Origin of the sequence: Sphingomonas sp. LHG3406-1 (genome assembly GCF_029637485.1) — a bacterium.
In the GTDB taxonomy this organism is placed as follows: Bacteria; Pseudomonadota; Alphaproteobacteria; order Sphingomonadales; family Sphingomonadaceae; genus Sphingomicrobium.
On sequence record NZ_CP069128.1, the window covers coordinates 996296 to 1014497 of the forward strand.

The following is an 18202-nucleotide window of genomic DNA, read 5'->3' on the forward strand; positions in this document are numbered from 1 at the left end:
CCTTACTCGTTCTCCGTCTGTTCACTTCGGGGCTCGTGGGACATGTTGACGGCCAAGCAACGCGAACTGCTCACCTATATCGACCAGCGCCTGAAGACTTCAGGCGTCAGCCCCAGCTTCGACGAGATGCGCGAGGCGCTGGACCTCAAGAGCAAGTCGGGCGTCCACCGGCTCATCTCCGCGCTGGAGGAACGGCAGTTCATCCGCCGCCTTCCCAACCGCGCCCGAGCGCTGGAGGTGGTCCGCCTGCCCGACGGGCTCGGCGGCGCTCCCGCCGCACCGGCCGCGCCGCAGCCGCGCCTGGTGGTCCCCGCCAACGACACCATCGACCTGCCGCTCGCCGGCCGGATCGCCGCCGGTACCCCGATCGAGGCGCTGCAGGGTCAGGACAGCTTCCCCGTCCCCGCCGCCTTGCTCGGCCCGGGCGAACATTATGCGCTCGAAGTGTCGGGGGACTCAATGGTCGACGAGGGCATCCTCGACGGCGACTATGTCCTCATCCGCAAGACCAATGTCGCGCGCGAGGGCGAGATCGTGGTCGCGCTGATCGACCATGCCGAAGCGACCTTGAAGACCTTCCGCCGCGAAGGCTCGATGATCCGCCTCGACCCCGCCAACCGTACCCACGAGCCCCAGCGCTACGAACCCGCCCGGGTCGAGATCCAGGGCAAGCTGGCAGGGCTGATCCGCCGGTATCACTGAGCTCAGCCGGCATCCTCCCCGTCGGCGCAGCCGATGGGGAGGGGGGCCGCTCAGCGAAGCTGAGTGGTGGAGGGGCCAGCCCGGCGCCGCGACACTCCCCTCCGTCAGTGCTGCGCACGGTCACCTCCCCATCGCTTCGCGACGGAGTTGACGCGCTTCTAAAGCAATCCCTCGATCACATGATGCTGTTCGATCATGCTGAGCTCATCCACCACCCGGCAGGTCAGATGGTCCCGCACTCGCGCCGGCAGCGCGTCGAAATAGCCCCGCGTCACCTGCAGATCATGGTGCCCTGCGTTGGTCGCGTCGGGCGCGTCCACCCCCACCACCAGCACCGGCCGCGGATCATCTGAGCGATTGGCCGTGCCGCGGTGAATGGTCAGCGCCGAGCGCGCCGACATGTCGCCGCGCTGCGGCATCTTCTGCTCGGCCCGCGCCTCGTATCGCCCCCACAGCGCGCGATCGGGGAACATGCCGTCGACCGCCCCCTCGATCCGGTCCCACTGGGTCCCCGGCGCCACCTCGAACGGCCCGTGCTCCGCCTTCGTGTCGATCGCGGTCAGGTTGAACGCCAGGCTGTTCAGCCGCCGGCCCTCCAGCGTCGCCTCCGGCGCGCGGAAGTCGCGATGCCACGGCTGGTCCTGAGCGCCCGGGAAGGGAATGTCGAAGCCGACTTCGACGATCCGGTAGTCCTTCGTCAGCACCGCCTCGCACACCGCCACGAACCAGGGGTGGGTCGCGATGTCGACGAAGCCCCCAATGTCCTCGGGCGCCACCTCGACATAGAAGCGGTGCGGCCCGCGCGGCAGCGCGCCGCCCGGCCGGTCCTTGACCCGCTCCCACACCCGCCAGATGTCGGCCGCAAGTCCGTCCGCCCAGGCAGGGCTGAAGGCGCCGCGGCAGGCGATGATCCCATCGCCATAGAGCCCGCCCATGATCCGCGCTTCGTCCAGTTCCACCGCGCCTCACCCTCCTCGCGAATCGCCGCGCCCGCACCTTGCCCGCGCCAGACCGCCCGGTCACGCCGTCTGGCCGCGGAACAGCCCGCGCCCGTCCCGCTTTGTCTGCTTGCCCCAACGGCAGGAGGAAGCAGCCATGGCCTACGACCGCTATCCCGACGACGACCGCCGCGAGCGCATGCGCGACCACGACCGCGACCGCGATCCTGACCGGCCACGCGACCGCGATCGTGGCCGGGGCCTGTTCAGCGGCGGCCACGACGACCGGGACCCCGGCAGCCAGCGCGACGACCGCCACGACCGCGACCCCCGCGCCCAGGAACGCGGCGCCCGCTCCTCCGGGCAGGGCCGCAATGCGGTGCAGATGGACGAGACCCGCGACCTCATCGCCAGTCACAAGGTCGAGGGCACCGCCGTCTACGGCCGCGACGACGAACGGCTCGGCACCATCAAGACGCTGATGCTCGACAAGTATCGCGGCGAGGTCCGCTATGCCGTGCTCAGCCAGGGCACCGGCTTCCTCGGCCTCGACGAGCAGCTCTTCCCGGTCCAGTGGAACGAGCTTCGCTACGACGAACGCCGCAACGGCTACCGCGTCGAATTCACCGCCGAGGACGTCCGCTACACCCTCGAACGCCGCGAACGCGAACGCCGCCAGCAGGCCCACGACCTCGACGAGGAATATCGCCGCCGGCGCTAGGGTCGCACGACAGGAAGAAGGGGGCGCAGCCCGGCTGCACCCCCTGTCCTTTCCCCACCGATCCGCCCTTCAGGCGAGGCGATAGGCGAACAACCCATTGTTGGTGGTCACCACCAGCAGATTGTCCGGCGTGATCGCCAGTCTTCCGCCGCGCGGCGCGGTCCACACCACGGCCGGGGTCGTCGCCTTGAGGTCGACGGCATAGGTCGCCGTGTCGGTGGCGACGAACATGTGGCTGCCGGTCAGGACGATGTTGCTCGACAGGCCGCCCTTGTCGGCGCCAAGGTTGATCGACCCCGTTACGGCGCCGGTCGCCATGTCGAGGATGTCGACGATCGCCGTGCCTGCCCGGGCGGCATAGAGCTTGCCGTCGCGCAGCGCCGGGTCGCCGACATAACTGGCCGAACTCCGCCACAGCGGCGCCGTTCCGGTCGACTGGAAAGCCGCCAGCGGAAGCGGCTGCTCGGGCCCCTTGTTGTCGGTAAAGGTAACGATCCGTCCATTCCCGTCGAGCAGCGGCCCGCCATAATAGACCCCGAAGTAGCTGAGGCCGAACATGGTGAAATGGGGGTTCGGGATGCGCCGGGTGATCGCACCGGTCGCTCGGCTCAGGATTGTCAGGTCGCCCCCGCCGAAGAAATAGACGGAGCTGTTGTCGACCGCGACGCTCTGCCCTTCTTGGACATAGCCGCGCACCGCCTGGGTGGCGTCGGTCCGCCAGCTCTGAGTTCCGGCGGCAGCATTGGCGCCGTACACCTCGTTCCCGTAATAGCCCGCCTGGAAATAGAGATCGTCTCCGAACGGCGTCGGCGAGCCGCCGTTGCTGAACTGGCTAGCGTAGGAGAGCGCACCCTGCACTCCACCGTCGGAGGCGCGCAGGATCGACATCGGCACCGCGCCCGAAGAGATGTCCATTCCCATTGAGATCACCCGCCCATTCGCCGTCGAAGGCGGGCTGAAGTAGCTGCCCGCACCGAGGTCGGTCTCCCACAGCTGCGCGCCCGTGGCAGGATTGATGGCCCGGGTGACCAGTCGCCCATTCGGCAGGCTCGTATTGTAGAAGATGCCCCCACGTCTGGCGGCGACGCCCTTGACCGATAGCGCGGTCGGGACATTCCACGCCTCCGCGAACTTGCTGCTGTTGTAGTTGACCGCGACATAGCCGGTATGGCCGGCATCACGCTGCAGCGTCGACCAGTCCTTCATCTGGACGTCGAGGTTGACGGTGAAGGTCTGCGTCGAACCGGGATAGACGGTTGTGCAATTTGCGCTGGTGCAGAGCCTGAAGGTCACGCTCGTGGAGTTCTTTCCGCCCGGCGCCAGCGCGGCCGTCCGCAGAGCGACATTGAAGCTTGAGCCGGATGCGGTCGGCGTTCCCACCAATTGATAGCGGTCGCTCCCTACAGTGACGTCCGCCACGATCGGCTGCGTGCTCGTTCCGCTATAGGTCGCCGTAAAACCGAAGTCGGAGCTCTCGCCTTCCGCGATGGTGACGTCCGCGGCCGCCGCCGAGAGGGTCACGGGAAGGGTAGCGGTCGTGATGGGTGGGGTCACCTGTACCGGGGGATTGGGATCGCTTCCGCCGCCACCGCCGCACGCGCTCAACATCGCAGCGGCCGATGCCGCCACAGCAAGTCTAACCAAGATCATGTACGCCCCCAGTTATTCGCGGCCCCCTTGCCGACGCCCCTTTTATGTTGATGGACGAGATTGCTAGCAAGCTCCTTTGCAGCGGCTAGGACCCTCTACTCCTTGCCAATATGCGGCTCTCCACCCATCTCGCCCGCTCCGCCATCCCGATTATCCCTAGCAGCGTCGAGGGAGGGATTGCCTCCAGAACGAAAACGGAACAAACTCCCTCCCATGCTGACTCACATCAAGAAGCATCGCTAGCCAGATGCTGACTCACATAACGGTCAAGGGCGCGCGCGAGCATAACCTCAAGGGCGTGGACGTCTCGATCCCGCGTGATCAGCTGACGGTGATCACCGGCCTGTCGGGCTCGGGCAAGTCGAGCCTCGCCTTCGACACCATCTATGCCGAAGGCCAGCGCCGCTACGTCGAATCCTTGTCGGCCTATGCCCGCCAGTTCCTCGAGATGATGCAGAAGCCGGACGTCGAGCATATCGACGGCCTGTCGCCGGCCATCTCGATCGAGCAGAAGACGACCAGCCGCAACCCGCGCTCGACCGTTGCCACCGTGACCGAGATCTACGACTATATGCGCCTGCTGTGGGCGCGGGTCGGCATCCCCTATTCGCCCGCCACCGGCGAGCCGATCCAGGCCCAGCAGGTCAGCCAGATGGTCGACCGGGTGATGGCGCTCCCCGAAGGCAGCCGCCACTATCTGCTCGCCCCCGTCGTCCGCGGCCGCAAGGGCGAATATCGCAAGGAATTGCTCGAATGGCAGAAGGCGGGCTTCACCCGCGTCCGCATCGACGGCACCTTCCATGAGATCGACGAGGCGCCCGCGCTCGACAAGAAGTACAAGCATGACATCGAAGTGGTGGTCGACCGCATCGTGGTGCGCGACGGCATCCAGACCCGCCTCGCCGACAGCTTCGAGACCGCGCTGAAGCTCGCCGACGGGCTGGCCTATCTCGACCCCGCCGACCCCACGCCCGAGCCGGCCGGCACCGAGAAGACCGGAGTCGCCGCCGCGCTCGACAAGGCCGCCGAGCGGGCCGTCCTCGCCACCAACGCCCCTCCCGGCCGAATCTGCTTCTCCGAGAAGTTCGCCTGCCCCGTCAGCGGCTTCACCATTGCCGAGATCGAGCCGCGCCTGTTCTCCTTCAACGCCCCCCAGGGCGCCTGCCCGGCCTGTGACGGCCTTGGCGAGCGGCAGGAGTTCGACGAGGATCTGGTCGTTCCCAACCACGACTTGTCGCTCGCCAAGGGTGCGATCGTGCCCTGGGCCAAGAGCCAGCCGCCCTCGCCTTATTACATGCAGGTGCTCTCCAGCCTCGCCCGCCATTATGGCTTCGACCTGCAGACGCCGTGGAAGGACCTCGACCCCGCCCACCGACAAGCCATCCTCCACGGCACCGGCGGCCAGGCGGTCGCCCTGCGCTTCGTCGACGGCCGCAAGAGCTATGAGGTGAAGAAGGCGTTCGAAGGCGTCATCGGTAACTTGAACCGCCGCCTGCTCCAGACCGAAAGCGCGTGGATGAAGGAGGAGCTCAGCCGTTATCAGGCCGCCCATCCGTGCGAGACCTGCCACGGCGCCCGCCTCAAGCCCGAAGCGCTGGCGGTGAAGATCGCCGGCGAGGATATTTCCATCGCCGTCCGCCGCTCCGTCGCCGACGCTTATGCCTGGTTCGGCGCGCTCGAACCCAGGCTCACGCCCCAGCACCAGGAGATCGCCCGCGCGATCCTTAAGGAGATCAACGAGCGCCTCGGCTTCCTCCACAACGTCGGGCTCGACTATCTCCACCTCGACCGCACCAGCGGCACGCTGTCCGGCGGCGAGAGCCAGCGCATCCGCTTGGCGTCCCAGATCGGCAGCGGCCTCAGCGGCGTCCTCTACGTCCTCGACGAGCCGTCGATCGGCCTCCACCAGAAGGACAATGACCGCCTGCTGGAGACCCTTCAGCGGCTGAAGTCCCTCGGCAACACAGTCCTCGTCGTCGAGCACGACGAGGACGCCATCCGCGCCGCCGACCATGTGATCGACATGGGGCCGGGCGCGGGCGTCCATGGCGGCACCGTGCTCCACTCCGGCTCCCTCGCCGAGCTGATGGAGCAGGAAGGCTCGCTCACCGCCGACTATCTTTCCGGCCGCCGCTCCATCCCCCTGCCCGCAAAACGCCGCAAGGGCTCGGGCAAGAAGCTCACCGTCCACAACGCCCGCGAGAACAACCTGCGCGGAGTCACCGCCAGCATCCCGCTCGGCACCTTCACCTGCATCACCGGCGTGTCCGGCTCGGGCAAGTCGAGCTTCACCATCGACACCCTCTACGCCGCCGCCGCGAGGGCCCTGAACGGCGCGCGCATCCTCGCCGGCAAGCATGACAAGGTCACCGGCCTCGACCAGCTCGACAAGGTCATCGACATCGACCAGTCGCCGATCGGCCGCACCCCGCGCTCCAACCCGGCCACCTACACCGGCGCCTTCACCCAGATCCGCGACTGGTTCGCCGGCCTGCCCGAGAGCCAGGCCCGCGGCTACAAGCCCGGCCGCTTCTCCTTCAACGTCAAGGGCGGCCGCTGCGAGGCCTGCACCGGCGACGGCCTGCTCAAGATCGAGATGCACTTCCTCCCCGACGTCTACGTCACCTGCGACGTCTGCCACGGCAAGCGCTACAACCGCGAGACGCTGGAGGTCCTGCACAAGGGCAAGAGCATCGCCGACGTGCTCGACATGACGGTCGAGGATGCGGTCGAATTCTTCAAGGCCGTCCCCGGCATCCGCGACAAGATGGCGATGCTGGCCGAAGTCGGCCTCGGCTACATCAAGGTCGGCCAGCAGGCGACGACCCTGTCCGGCGGCGAGGCGCAGCGGGTCAAGCTCGCCAAGGAACTCAGCCGGCGGGCCACCGGCAACACCCTCTACATCCTCGACGAGCCCACCACCGGCCTCCACTTCGAGGACGTCCGCAAATTGCTCGAAGTCCTCCACGCCCTGGTCGAGCAGGGCAACACCGTGGTCGTGATCGAGCACAACCTCGACGTCATCAAGACCGCCGACTGGGTGCTGGACCTCGGCCCGGAGGGCGGCATCAAGGGCGGCGAGATTGTCGCGCAGGGCACGCCGGAGGAGGTGGTGAAGGAGGAGCGGAGTTTTACGGGGGCTTATCTGCGGCCGTTGCTGGCCCGGGGCAAAAACACTCCGCTCGCGGGTGCCTCCCCCTCTTCTCCCCTCCCGCTTGCGGGAGGGGCCGGGGGAGGGCCGGCGACCGAGCGAGATGGCGGGAGCTTGGGGAGCCCAAAGAAGCCGCGCCGGCGGAAGGTGACTGAGGCAGCAGAGTGACTTCGGAGCAAGTGATGCTCTAAAGCGCTGCGGAAGCCGCCTTGGTACGGCAAAGCGCGTCATGGAGAGCTAAGTGTGAGATACGCAAGTGGCCCAAGCTTGACCTCAGGCGGTACCATGGCCGCGGCCTTGGCGCCGTTGCGGGCGAGAATGCCGCGGGCGGTGGTCGAGCGCGAAATCTTGCGAGTGGTGGCGACTATCCCCGGCGCGGATGAGCGAGACCGGCTTGAAGATGCTCGCCAAGAGGTTTTGCGCTGGGCGCAAAGGCGAATGGCTGAACGGCTTCCCGTGGAAGCTTGGTCCGGTGGCACATTCGAAACCCTTGCGGCTGGCCGAACGACCATGGGGTCGCTTTTATCCGTGGACGGCACCACCCTGTGGTCCCTTCGGGCCGATGACCCCGATAAGAATGTTGCCGGCCGCATTTGGTCGACAGAAGTAAGCTTGGGCCGAACGGCATCGAGCCAAGAAGTTCAGCTCGGCGTTCGCCTAGTTGTCAATTCCGCTGAGCCGGAGCTCGTCATCGAGCCGGCAGTGCCGGGGCTCGTACGGCAAATTGCAGATACGTGCGGATTGCGCGACGGCGATGTGCCCGTAAGAAACGGTTTCCACTGGGCCGAGCACGCAGAGCATGTCGAAACGGTCACTGAGTGGGTCCTTTCGGACGCAAGACGCTTGCCTGTCATCGTCGCGACTGGTGACGGACGGGCCGATGACCCGCACGCGCCTAAATTTAATCTTGATGGCTTCGCAAATGCGTTAGTCGGATTGGCACATGTTGTTTGGATACCTGCTAACCTTACGTTCGGCTTGAGCGACGCTCTGGGTAAGCAACTTTCCGTTTTCCACGGCGGTCTGCGCGTTTACCAGCCCGGACTTACAATTATCGATGACCCCCGCGATCATCAACTTTTTCTCGGCCACGTTGTTGAGCGCGAACCGGCTTCGGTCATGGCTGAACTTCGTCGCGGTGTTGCTCGCGAAAGCCTTAGGCGAACGCGGCTTGGCCATGACGTCCTTACCTTTGCGGCAGTCCGAAGTGCGGCAAGCGAGTCCTATAGCGACACTGGAAGTGTGCCGGAGGCAGCTGATGACGAAAAGCTGAAGGCTCTGTTGAAGCAGATTGAGGCCATGAACAATCGCGTTGTGGAGCTTCAGGCGCAGGTGGACCAAGCTTGGCAGTTGTCCGAAGAGGAAAGTGAACGCGCTGAGGCTTCGGAGCGACAGCTCTTCTCTTCCTTCGCGCGCATCGAGCACCTTGAGCATGCCCTCATTGAAACTGGAGCCAAACCACAAGAGGTCGCCGACCCCACCTCATGGGAGGAGTTCGTAGGGTGGTGCGATACGGAATTTGCTGGCAAGGTCACGCTCTCGCCATCCGCCCGCAGAGGCATTCGTAAGGCTCAGTTTCAAGACATCGAAGAGGTTGCTCAATGCATCCGCTGGTTAGCTAGCATTGCTCGCGACCGCTTCATGATTGGTGGGGGAACGCTGGCGAACATTCCCGTCTTCGAAGGCATTACGAACGCACCATGCGGAAATGACGAGTACACCTTCGATTTTCAGGGAAGGCGGCTGACAGCCACGTGGCACTTGAAGAACGGCGGAAATACCAGACAGCCTGAACGGTGCCTCCGCATCTACTATAGCTTCGACGAGCAGACACGCCAGATTATAGTTTCCGACATGCCCGCGCACTTGCGTACGGGCGCTAGCTGATGCGACATGCGATAAGCATGGCGGCAGTTTCCTGATGGTCTCTGCACTAGAGAATACGATGACAGTCACCTAAACATCCAAAACCCGCACCCCAAACGTCCGCTCCACCCCCGCCCCAGCCATCACCCGCGCCACCACCTGCGCCAGCTCGGCCGGTCCGTCGCCCGCGAACACCTCGCCATAGCCGACTCCCGCCCGCCGCAGCGCCTCGCGCTTCACGGCGTCGCGGGCGGCCGCTTCGCCCTGGTGGTGCCCCCGCCCCTGATACTCGATCGCCACCCTTGGGCGCTGGTCGGCGTCAACCAGCAGGAAGTCGACGCGCTTGGCGTTGATCGTGTTGAACGCCTCGACGCTGCTCCCGTCCAGCAACTGACTGAAGGCTTGATCTGGGCACGGCGGAACATCAAGATCGCTGTATGACACTGAGCAAGCCTTGGTCGCCTTACCGCCAGATCATCATTGAGACCTATGCTGGTCCTCCGAGAGGTTCTCACGGCAGCATTCGGGCAAGGCCCACTCCTGGCCAGTTCTACCCTCAGTCAATGAATGTCGAGTGCTCACGTGATATGCGGAAGCGTTACCCAGTGGGGTCCAAATTCCGCATCTTCGCGAAGGAAGTGTCTAAAGAAGACGGGACGTCCTTCCTCTATACTCACTTTAGCTGGCCGTATGAGTTGATGTCGAAGAAGTAGAAGAAGAAGCCGTCACGGATTAAATCCGTGTCGTCGATCAGGCTGCCCGCCTCGGCCTGAGGCCTCGCCAAGCACCTGTCGGCCGGCCGGCTTCGCGGCTCTTCGCGCTGCTTCGCTGCGCTCGGCGCTTCGCTTGTTGTTTTCGGTTCATGCGACTTCCGGGGCGCTCCGCCCGTTTATCCCTTGAACTCCCCCGGCGCTTTCCGGGTCGAGACGAAGGAAGACCCCATGCGAACCCTCGCAATCCTCACCGCCGCCGGCGCGCTGACTGCCGTCGCGATCCCCGCCGCCGCGCAATATTATCCGCAGCCGCAGACCCCGCAGCCCTACCCCGGCCAGCCCGGCTACGGCTACAACCAGCAGACCTATCCGCAGCAGCAGGGCGGCCTGCCCGGGATCATCGCCCAGCTGCTCGGCAACCGCAATTATGCGGCCAACGACCGCCAGCTGGTCACCCAGTGCGCCGCCGCGGCCCAGACCGAAGTCGCCCGCCGCTACCCGGCCGCCTATGGCCAGCAGGGCTACGGCCAGCGCCCCTACGGCCAGGCCTATGGCTATAACCAGGCCTATCCGGGCACCGCTCGAGTCACCGCCATCACCAACGTCCAGCGTCGCAACAACCGCAACCTGCGCGTGACCGGCCTCGTCGACAGCGGCCGCTATGCCCAGACGCCTTATGGCTACAACCAGCGCCAGGCCTATGCCCAGGGCGACCTGCGCTTCAACTGCACCGTCGACTATTCCGGCCGGGTGACCAACCTGCGCCTGAGCCGGGCCCGCTAGGCCCCGCATCGGGATAATAAAGGGGCGCGCGGCCGAAGGGTCGCGCGCCCTTCTTCGTTCGTGCTCCGGGCGGTTGCTCGCTTGACTAGTAGGATTGCAACTGTCCTACCCTGGTCGATGGACAAGCATCTCGCCGACCGGCTGTTCGACCCGACCTTCAACGACTGCAGCTCCGATGAGGAATTCGACCTTGCCTGGACCGTCCAGGCACGGCTGACGGATGCGTTGAGGGGCGGCCGATCCCGCGCCGCCCAGCCACAGAAACCCGCCGAAACCATCCGCCGCCGCCAGGCGGCCGAGCGCGACGCCGAAGCGCGGCTGCGCGAACAGCAGGAGCGGATCGTGCCCGCCGTGCACTTCTTCGAGGATGCGGACGAGCCGGACTATGCCGCGGTTCGGCGGCGGGCAACAAGGACTCCCGCTCGAATCGGCCGGCCGGGGACCGCGAAGACGCCCTCACACCGGCGGAAGCACCGTCACCCGCGCGCCCTTGCCGCCGCAGCGCGCGCACTTCAGCCGCGCCTCGGCCTCCTCGAAGCCGCAATTGCCGAGCGCCCTGACCGCTGAATGACTGTCCAGCGTCCGCGCCGCGCCGCAATCGCGGCAGTCGATGCGGATGCTGGCCCGGAAACGGGCAAGGTCGCCGGTGGTTCGGATATGCTTGGCGGACATGGCGCCTGCTTCTACGCCCGATAGAACGAAACAGGAACAACTGCGCGCGAGAAAGCTGTGGATGACAGCGGGGACGGCGCGGCCGCTGTCGGCGCAAACAAAAAAGGCCCACTCTTTCGAGTGGACCTCTTGGGTGGCTGGCGCGCCCGGAACGATTCGAACGTCCGACCCTCAGATTCGTAGTCTGATGCTCTATCCAGCTGAGCTACGGGCGCTTGCCGAGGGCGGCGTCTAGAGACAGGCGGCGCGGTGCGCAACCCCTTGTTGGCCCGTCGTTGCTTGCTAGAGGGAAAAGGATGCGTCGCCGCCTTCCCGTCCGCCCGGCCCTCGCCGTCCTGCTGCTGACGGCCGCCGCCGCCTGCGCGCCGTTGAAGGACGGGCCGTCGCTCGCGCCGCGGGCGGCCGAGGCGATCGATCCGCGCCTCCCCATCCCCGACCGCGCGGCCGACCTCCCGCCGACCCCCGCCTTCCTCGCGGCGCTCGAGGCCGTCCGGTCGCGCGCGCTGGCCGGCGCCGACGTGGCCGAGCCGGCCATCCGCACCGCCACTGCCGCGGCCGCCGGTGCGGGCCCGGTCCAGTCGGAAAGCTGGATCACGGCGCAGGAGCAATTGTCCGCTGCCATCGCCGCCCGCGCGGCCCTCGTCTCGGCGCTCGGCGACCTCGATGCCCTCGTCTCCCGGCACACCCGCAGCGCGGAGCGACTGGTGGCGCAGGACCTCGCCGCGGCGCGGCGGGTGAATGACGAGCTTGGCGCCATCGACCGCCGTCAGCTCGACGCCCTCGACGCCATCAAGGCTCGCCTTCAGCGCTGAGCGCGCCACTCCGCCGCGGTGATGGCGAAGGTCACCTGCGGATTGGGCGCGGCATCGCCGGGAAAGCGCGTATCTTCGAAGTCATGCTCGGGAAGCCGCCGCATGCCGAGGCGCTTCATCAACCCCTGGCTCGGCGCATTGCCCGCGGCGGTGAAGGCGATCACCCGCTCCGCCCCGAAGCGATCGAAGGCGAGGTCCAGCGAGGCAATGGCGGCTTCCTTGGCATAGCCCTGCCCCCAGGCATCCTCGCGCAGCCGCCAGCCGACTTCCACCTCGCCGTGCAGCGGTTCGGCACCCGGCGCATTGGCGCGCTTCAGGCCGCAGAAGCCGAGGATCGCGTCGTCGGCGCGCCGTTCGACCGCCCAGAAGGTGAAGCCATGATCGGCCATATAGGTATCGAGCCGGGCCCTCGCGGCCGCCATCTGCGCCGCGTCCCCTACTCCGCCCAGCCATTGCATCACGGCAGGCGTGTTGGTGACTCGCAGGAACTCGGCCCAACGCTCCTCGTCCCACTCGCGCAGGCGCAAACGCTCGGTTTCGGCGACGATGGCGCTCACCAGGGTCGCACCAGCACCGGCAGGATCGAGGCATGGTCGTCCGTCCAGTGGACCCTCGGTCCGAACGGCAGGCCGACCCATAGGTCCGCCTCGGTCGCCTTGACCCGCTCGATCAGCGCCGCATCGGACGACAAGGCCGTCCAGGTCGAGTCATAGCCGCGCACCAGCGGATCGCCGACGGCAGAGGCGAGCACGCCCTTCATGCCGACGCTCTCTCCCCCGGTCCGGATCACCGGCCGCAGCTCGAGGTGCCGATTGGAGATGTGGATCATCAGCAACCCGCCCGGACGAAGGGCGCGTCGGTAGATGGCGAAAGCCTCGCGGGTAAGGAGATGCATCGGGATGGCGTCGGACGAAAAGGCGTCGATCACCAGGATGTCGAAGCTGGCGGGCGCCGCCTCGGCCAGCTTGAGCCGCGCATCGCCAATGACGACGGGCGCATCCGGCAGGCACCGCGACAGGAACTTGAAGGAAGGCGAGCGGGCGATCTCGATCACCGTGGGATCGATTTCGAACAGGGTCCAGCGCTCGCCCGGCCGGGAATAGCAGCCGAGCGTGCCGAGCCCCACGCCGACCACCCCGACACGCGCCTGCGGCCCGAGCAGCGCCGGCAGGTTGGTCATCACCCGGCCGACCCCCGAGCCGCTCCAGTAATAGCTGGTCGGCGTACGCTCCCGCTCGGGCGAACCGACCAGTTGCACCCCGTGCGTGGTCGTGCCGTGAACCAGTCCCCGCGTCCCCCAGCCGTCGAGTACGCGATAGACGCCGAAGTAGCTGCGGGTGAGCTGCCCGGGCACCATGGTGTCGTGCAGGCGATCGAGCCCGCCGCTCGCAAGCATTGACGTGGCAAGGGCCGCAGTGAACAGCCAGCGCCGGCCGAGCGCCAGCGAAGCAAGGCCGGCGGATGCGGCCGCGACGAGCGCGAGCAAGGTCCGCTCCTCCCAGGCAGAACCGGCGATCGCCCCCGCGAACTGCAGTCCGAGCATCAGCCAGAGCATGTGCCCGGCTCGCTTGCTGGCGACCAGTGACCAGATGCCCGCGAGCGGCTGGCGTCCGCCGAGGAGGAAGGCTGCGGCGAGGAGCAGCAAAGGATGCTCGTAGGTCCAGTCGAAAATCAGCGGTGCGATGAGGGCGCAGAACAGGCCGCCGAGCACGCCGCCGACCGACATGGCAAGGTAGAAGAGGGTCAGCTGCGCGGGCTCCGGCCGCTCGTCGTAGAGCCTGGAATGAAGCGCGGTGGCGACGAGGAACATGGCCAGGATCGCGATCAGCGCGACGATCGGCAGCAGGTTGCCCGTGACGACGAACAGCATGGCCGCGGCGAGCAGCAGAAAGAAGGGCGCGGCGGCCGCGCAGATATTGGCGGCGGTCCGGCGCACCGCGAAGGCGACGGTGAAGCTGAGAAGATAAAGGCCGAGCGGGATCACCCACAGGAGCGGCATGGCGGCGACGTCGGTGGTGAGGTGGAGCGTCGTCGACAGCATCAGCCCTGAGGGCACGGCAGCGATCAGGGCCCAGCGCAGGAAGGTGCGCCACGGCACCCTGGCGATGACGGCGCGGTCGGCCGGCGGCGCATCGCTCCGGAGCAAGGGAAGGCCGCAGGCAGCGACCAGAAGCAGCATGACGCCATAGCCCCAGGACCACCACAGGCTGTTCTCGGCGACACCGACCAGCGGCTCCAGCAACAGCGGATAGGCCAGCAGGCCGCAGAAGCTGCCGAGGTTGGACGCGACGTAGAGCGGATAGGGATCGTCACCGCCGATCGACAGCCAGCGCTGCAGCAGCGGCGCCTGTGCGGAGATGGCGAAGAACAGCGGACCCACCGACACGAGCAGCAGCCACGGCACCCACAGGAAGGGCTCGGCGGTTGCGGGCGGACTTCCGGCGGCAAGCGACAGCGGCAAGGTCAGGGCGGCAAGAAGCAGCACGCCAAGATGGACGGCGACTTGCGTGCGCGAGCCGAAGCGGCCCAGCCAGTGGGCATAGGCATAGCCGGCGAGCAGAAGCCCCTGGTAGACCAGCATGGCGGAGTTCCACACCGCCGGAGCGCCGCCGAGCCGCGGCAAAGCCATCCGCGCCAGCATCGGCTGCACGAGGAAGAGAAGGAAGGAGCCGGTGAAGATGGCCGCCGTGAACAGCCAGCGCGGCGCACTTGCCGCATTCAAGGGTTGAGCGATCGTGGCCATTTTTGCTTCCTGATGCCGCTGGTCAGCCAGCGATGAGCCGCGCCGCATCGACCGCGTGATAGGTGAGGATGCCGGTCGCGCCAGCCCGCTTGAAGGCCAGCAGCGTCTCCAGGATCAGCGCGTCGCGATCGGCCGCCCCGGCTGCGGCGGAATGCTCGATCATCGCATATTCGCCGCTCACCTGATAAGCGAAGGTCGGCACGTCGAATCGGTCGTGAATGGCCTTTAAAATGTCGAGATAGGGCAGCCCGGGCTTTACCATCACCATGTCGGCGCCCTCGGCGATGTCGAGCGCCACTTCACGCAGCGCCTCGGCCGCATTGGCCGGGTCCATCTGATAACCGCGCTTGTCGCCCTTCAGGCGCCCGCCCGACCCCACCGCATCGCGGAACGGACCATAGAAGGACGAGGCATATTTGGCGGCATAGGCCATGATCGCGGTGTCGCACTTGCCGGCGGCTTCGAGGCCGCCACGGATGGCCCCGACCCGGCCGTCCATCATGTCCGACGGCGCCACGATGTCAGCGCCCGCTTCAGCCTGCACCAGAGCCTGCTGGACGAGGATGACGGTGGTCTCGTCGTTGAGGACGCAGCCGCGCTCGTCGATCAGCCCGTCGTGACCGTGCGCGGTATAGGGGTCGAGCGCGACATCGGTCAGAACGCCGATGTCCGGGCAGGCATCCTTCACGGCCTTCACGGCCCGGCAGATGAGATTGTCGGGATTGAGCGCTTCCTCCGCCCGCTCGCTGCGAAGGTGGCCGGGCGTGTTCGGGAAAAGGGCGACGCAGGGGATGCCGAGTTCATGGGCCTCGCGGGCGCGGGCGCCGATGCGGTCGACCGTCCAGCGGCTGACGCCAGGCAGCGAGGTGATCGGCTCTTCGCAACCGACGCCGTCGCAGATGAAGAGCGGCAGGATGAAGTCGCTCGGGCTCAGCCGGTGCTCGGCAAGGAGGGAGCGAATCCAGGGTGCGGAACGGCCCCGGCGGAGACGCAGGGCGGGAAAAGCGGCGTTCATGGCGGCACTATACGGCACCGCCTGCCCGTTCCAAGCATTGTGACGCCGATGACTGACGATACGCTCCCGAAACAGGCGATCCTGGTCGTCAACGCCATGAGCCGCAGCGGTGCCGACGCGTTCGAGCACGCACGGGAATTACTCGAGGAGCGCGGGGTCGAGCTGCTCGCCGCTCATGCCATCGAAAATCCGGACGACATGCTCCCGACCGTCCGGAAAGCACTGGCCGCAAAGGCGCCGATGATCATCATCGGCGGCGGGGACGGGTCATTGTCCTCGACCATCGACGACTTCCTCGGCAGCGAGACGGTGTTCGCATTGCTTCCGCTCGGCACCGCCAACAGCTTCGCCAAGACGCTGGGCATCGGCACGGACCTGCAGGCGGCGGTCGAGACAATCGCCACGGGGCGGAAGATGCGGATCGACCTCGGCGCGATCGATGGCGACTATTTCGCCAATGCCGCCGCCATGGGCCTCAGCCCGATGATCGCCGAGACGGTGCCGCACCAGCTGAAGCGGACCCTCGGGATGCTTGGCTACATCATCTGGGCGGCCCGGGTCGCGTTCAAGTTCCGGCCGTTCCGGCTGGTGGTGGATGACGGGAGGCGCATCCACCGCACCTGGGCGACGGAAGCGCGGGTGCTGAACGGAACGCACCATGGCGGGATCGAGCTGGCCGAGAGCGCGGACCTGCAGTCGGGCGAGATCGTCGTGCAGGCGGTGACCGGGCGCGGGCTCGGGCGTCTGGCGTGGAGCTGGTTCGCGACCCTTTTCAAGCTGCGCAGCCGGAGCCAGACCGTGACCGAATACCGCGGCACGAAGCTGCGGATCGAGACTCGGCCGCCGCAGAAGATTTCCATAGACGGCGAGCTCAGTGCCAGGACGCCGGTGACGGTCACCGTAGCCCGGGCGGCGGTGTGGGTAGCGGCGCCGCGCTAGGTCGTCGGCGCCATTTTCGCCTTCCGCCAACGGCCCGAGCGATAGTAGAGCCAGGCGAGCACGAGATTGACGATCGTGCCCACGGGGAAGCTCCACCAGATGGCGTCGCTGCCAAGCCAGCCCTGCGCGCCGCCGGCAAAGCCGAGGCGGACGGGGATGAGGCCGACCGCGAGGATCAGCAGCGGCGCGACCACGGCGCCGGCGGCGCGGACGGTGCCGAACAGGACCAGCACCAGGCCGAACATGAGAAAGCTCCAGGTTGCGATCCACTGGATCCGGATGGCGATCGGAAGCGCCGGGCTGTCCATGCCGAGGAACAGGCCGAGCGCGGGCTTCTCGAAGAGGATGAACAGACCGATCAGCGCGGCGGTGATGACCGTCACCTGGATGATCGCGATCCTGGTGATGCGGTCGACACGATCCCAGCGCCCTGCCCCGATATTTTGCGCGGCCATGGCGCTGACCGCTGCGCCGAAGGCCATGGCCGGCATCTGGACATAGGCCCATAGCTGCATGGTCACGCCATAGGCGGCGGCGGTCTCCACCCCTTGCGCGTTGACGAGGCCGATCATCGCCAGGCTGGAGACCGAGATGACGATCATCTGCAGTCCCATCGGCAGGCCCTTGCCCATGATGGTCCCGAGTTGCCCGCGGTCGGGGACGAGGAAGCGCAGGTCGCGGCCGCCGAGCGTCAGGGGCAGGCGGCGCGCATAAGCGAAGAGAATGAGGCCGGTCAGCGCGACCCAGTTGGCGATCGCCGTGGCATAGCCCGCGCCGGCGATGCCGAGCGCCGGAAACGGACCGATGCCGGCGATCAGCAGCGGATTAAGCACCACGTCCAAGGCCGCCGCCAGCAGCATGAAATAGAGCGGCGTCACGCTGTCGCCCGACCCGCGCAGGGCCATGGAGAGCGCGACCAGCACCACCGCGGCGGGCGTGCCGAGGAGGAAGGTGCGAAGATAGGTGGCGGCGAGCGGAAGCGCCTCGCCCGGCGTGCCGAGCAGCCGCAGCAGGTCGGGCGCGGCAAGCTCGCCGGCGATCAGCACGAGGATTCCGACACCGAAGAAGAAGGTCACCGCCGTCCCCAGCACCCGCCGCGCGCCCTCGACGTCGCGGCGTCCCCAGGCCTGCCCGATGAGGATCGAGGTCGCCATCGAGAAGCCGAAGGTGAAGGCGATGAGGACGAACCAGACCATATTGGCATTGGCGGTCGCCGCCAGCGCCTCCTCGCCGAGCAGCCGGCCGACCCAGATGCTGTTGATCGAGGCATTGAGGCTCTGGACGATGGACGAGCCGAGCGTCGGGATCGCGAAGGCGAGCAGGGTCTTGCCGATCGGCCCCGTCGTCAGGTCGCGCTGGTGGGGCCGCGCGCCGGCGGCGGGCGCATCCTGGTCAGCCACGCGGGCCCGCGGCAGACGAGGGACGGGAAAAAGGCATATCGTCCACTTCGTCCACTTGTTCAGGAAAGCCGGTGCGCGGGGGCAAGTGGGGGTGCTT

16 protein-coding genes and 1 tRNA gene are annotated in these 18202 nt (G+C 67.0%); 9 read left to right on the forward strand and 8 right to left on the reverse strand.

Annotated elements, in window-relative coordinates:
- Positions 1-42: 42 nt before the first annotated feature.
- Positions 43-702 (forward strand): transcriptional repressor LexA, encoded by a 660-nt coding sequence (lexA, locus tag JOY29_RS04840; RefSeq protein ID WP_300975059.1) that lies wholly within the window; start codon positions 43-45, stop codon positions 700-702.
- A gap of 158 nt (positions 703-860) precedes the next feature.
- Here lexA and JOY29_RS04845 read toward each other — a convergent pair whose 3' ends face one another.
- The gene (locus JOY29_RS04845; RefSeq protein ID WP_300975060.1) at positions 861-1661 is read right to left on the reverse strand and encodes a phytanoyl-CoA dioxygenase family protein; all 801 of its coding nucleotides are present in this window, start codon (positions 1659-1661) and stop codon (positions 861-863) included.
- A 136-nt stretch (positions 1662-1797) separates the two neighbouring features.
- On the opposite strand from JOY29_RS04845, the gene JOY29_RS04850 reads away from it, so the two are divergent.
- Positions 1798-2361, forward strand: coding sequence for a PRC-barrel domain-containing protein (locus tag JOY29_RS04850; protein ID WP_300975061.1), 564 nt, complete (start codon positions 1798-1800; stop codon positions 2359-2361).
- 69 nt (positions 2362-2430) lie between these two features.
- Here the strand turns inward: JOY29_RS04850 and JOY29_RS04855 are convergent, their stop codons facing one another.
- Positions 2431-3969, reverse strand: coding sequence for a PQQ-binding-like beta-propeller repeat protein (locus tag JOY29_RS04855; RefSeq protein WP_300975062.1), 1539 nt, complete (start codon positions 3967-3969; stop codon positions 2431-2433).
- Positions 3970-4258: 289 nt separating this feature from the next.
- On the opposite strand from JOY29_RS04855, the gene uvrA reads away from it, so the two are divergent.
- Together uvrA and JOY29_RS04865 are read left to right on the forward strand one after the other, a co-directional pair.
- Complete coding sequence (gene uvrA / locus JOY29_RS04860; protein ID WP_300975063.1) at positions 4259-7330, forward strand: excinuclease ABC subunit UvrA; 3072 nt, start codon at positions 4259-4261, stop codon at positions 7328-7330.
- 117 nt (positions 7331-7447) lie between these two features.
- Positions 7448-9049, forward strand: coding sequence for a hypothetical protein (locus JOY29_RS04865; protein WP_300975064.1), 1602 nt, complete (start codon positions 7448-7450; stop codon positions 9047-9049).
- 69 nt (positions 9050-9118) lie between these two features.
- Here the strand turns inward: JOY29_RS04865 and JOY29_RS04870 are convergent, their stop codons facing one another.
- Complete coding sequence (locus tag JOY29_RS04870; protein ID WP_300975065.1) at positions 9119-9418, reverse strand: DUF2726 domain-containing protein; 300 nt, start codon at positions 9416-9418, stop codon at positions 9119-9121.
- Between the two features lie 551 nt (positions 9419-9969).
- Between JOY29_RS04870 and JOY29_RS04875 the strand changes: the two genes are divergently transcribed.
- The 3 genes from JOY29_RS04875 (at position 9970) to JOY29_RS04885 (ending at position 11220) form a co-directional block, all read left to right on the forward strand.
- Positions 9970-10524 carry a hypothetical protein gene (locus JOY29_RS04875; protein WP_300975066.1) on the forward strand — a complete coding sequence of 185 codons (555 nt, stop codon included), beginning with the start codon at positions 9970-9972 and terminating at the stop codon, positions 10522-10524.
- A 117-nt stretch (positions 10525-10641) separates the two neighbouring features.
- A complete protein-coding gene (locus JOY29_RS04880; RefSeq protein ID WP_300975067.1) occupies positions 10642-11091 on the forward strand; it encodes a hypothetical protein in 450 nt (149 codons plus the stop codon).
- Positions 11092-11220 (forward strand): hypothetical protein, encoded by a 129-nt coding sequence (locus JOY29_RS04885; RefSeq protein WP_300975068.1) that lies wholly within the window; start codon positions 11092-11094, stop codon positions 11218-11220. It begins immediately after the preceding gene.
- A gap of 114 nt (positions 11221-11334) precedes the next feature.
- On the opposite strand, the gene JOY29_RS04890 is transcribed toward JOY29_RS04885, so the two are convergent.
- Positions 11335-11411 (reverse strand) — tRNA-Arg (locus tag JOY29_RS04890).
- Between the two features lie 81 nt (positions 11412-11492).
- Between JOY29_RS04890 and JOY29_RS04895 the strand changes: the two genes are divergently transcribed.
- Positions 11493-12008: a hypothetical protein gene (locus JOY29_RS04895; protein ID WP_300975069.1), complete on the forward strand. Its 516-nt coding sequence runs from the start codon at positions 11493-11495 to the stop codon at positions 12006-12008.
- Here JOY29_RS04895 and JOY29_RS04900 read toward each other — a convergent pair.
- Genes JOY29_RS04900 through hemB form a run of 3 tightly spaced genes read right to left on the reverse strand, consistent with a single transcriptional unit; the run spans position 11999 to position 15766 of the window.
- Positions 11999-12565, reverse strand: coding sequence for a GNAT family N-acetyltransferase (locus tag JOY29_RS04900; RefSeq protein WP_300975070.1), 567 nt, complete (start codon positions 12563-12565; stop codon positions 11999-12001). The two genes, JOY29_RS04895 and JOY29_RS04900, sit on opposite strands and share 10 nt — an antisense overlap.
- Complete coding sequence (locus JOY29_RS04905) at positions 12562-14751, reverse strand: spermidine synthase (protein ID WP_300975071.1); 2190 nt, start codon at positions 14749-14751, stop codon at positions 12562-12564. The genes JOY29_RS04900 and JOY29_RS04905 overlap by 4 nt, the downstream gene beginning before the upstream one ends.
- A gap of 22 nt (positions 14752-14773) precedes the next feature.
- Complete coding sequence (hemB, locus tag JOY29_RS04910) at positions 14774-15766, reverse strand: porphobilinogen synthase (protein ID WP_300975072.1); 993 nt, start codon at positions 15764-15766, stop codon at positions 14774-14776.
- Between the two features lie 48 nt (positions 15767-15814).
- Between hemB and JOY29_RS04915 the strand changes: the two genes are divergently transcribed.
- Positions 15815-16705 (forward strand): diacylglycerol kinase family protein, encoded by an 891-nt coding sequence (locus JOY29_RS04915; protein ID WP_300975073.1) that lies wholly within the window; start codon positions 15815-15817, stop codon positions 16703-16705.
- Here the strand turns inward: JOY29_RS04915 and JOY29_RS04920 are convergent.
- Positions 16702-18105 carry an MATE family efflux transporter gene (locus JOY29_RS04920; RefSeq protein WP_300975074.1) on the reverse strand — a complete coding sequence of 468 codons (1404 nt, stop codon included), beginning with the start codon at positions 18103-18105 and terminating at the stop codon, positions 16702-16704. The two genes, JOY29_RS04915 and JOY29_RS04920, sit on opposite strands and share 4 nt — an antisense overlap.
- Between the last annotated feature and the right edge of the window lie 97 nt (positions 18106-18202).

What these genes read in the sequence shown, in the direction of transcription:
- lexA (WP_300975059.1), top strand. Translation starts at nt 43, where the DNA reads ATGTTGACGGCCAAGCAACGCGAACTGCTCACCTATATCGACCAGCGC.
- JOY29_RS04850 (WP_300975061.1), top strand. Translation starts at nt 1,798, where the DNA reads ATGGCCTACGACCGCTATCCCGACGACGACCGCCGCGAGCGCATGCGC.
- JOY29_RS04855 (WP_300975062.1), bottom strand. Translation starts at nt 3,969, where the DNA reads ATGTTGAGCGCGTGCGGCGGTGGCGGCGGAAGCGATCCCAATCCCCCG.
- uvrA (WP_300975063.1), top strand. Translation starts at nt 4,259, where the DNA reads ATGCTGACTCACATAACGGTCAAGGGCGCGCGCGAGCATAACCTCAAG.
- JOY29_RS04865 (WP_300975064.1), top strand. Translation starts at nt 7,448, where the DNA reads ATGGCCGCGGCCTTGGCGCCGTTGCGGGCGAGAATGCCGCGGGCGGTG.
- JOY29_RS04875 (WP_300975066.1), top strand. Translation starts at nt 9,970, where the DNA reads ATGCGAACCCTCGCAATCCTCACCGCCGCCGGCGCGCTGACTGCCGTC.
- JOY29_RS04880 (WP_300975067.1), top strand. Translation starts at nt 10,642, where the DNA reads ATGGACAAGCATCTCGCCGACCGGCTGTTCGACCCGACCTTCAACGAC.
- JOY29_RS04885 (WP_300975068.1), top strand. Translation starts at nt 11,092, where the DNA reads ATGACTGTCCAGCGTCCGCGCCGCGCCGCAATCGCGGCAGTCGATGCG.
- JOY29_RS04895 (WP_300975069.1), top strand. Translation starts at nt 11,493, where the DNA reads ATGCGTCGCCGCCTTCCCGTCCGCCCGGCCCTCGCCGTCCTGCTGCTG.
- JOY29_RS04905 (WP_300975071.1), bottom strand. Translation starts at nt 14,751, where the DNA reads ATGGCCACGATCGCTCAACCCTTGAATGCGGCAAGTGCGCCGCGCTGG.
- hemB (WP_300975072.1), bottom strand. Translation starts at nt 15,766, where the DNA reads ATGAACGCCGCTTTTCCCGCCCTGCGTCTCCGCCGGGGCCGTTCCGCA.
- JOY29_RS04915 (WP_300975073.1), top strand. Translation starts at nt 15,815, where the DNA reads ATGACTGACGATACGCTCCCGAAACAGGCGATCCTGGTCGTCAACGCC.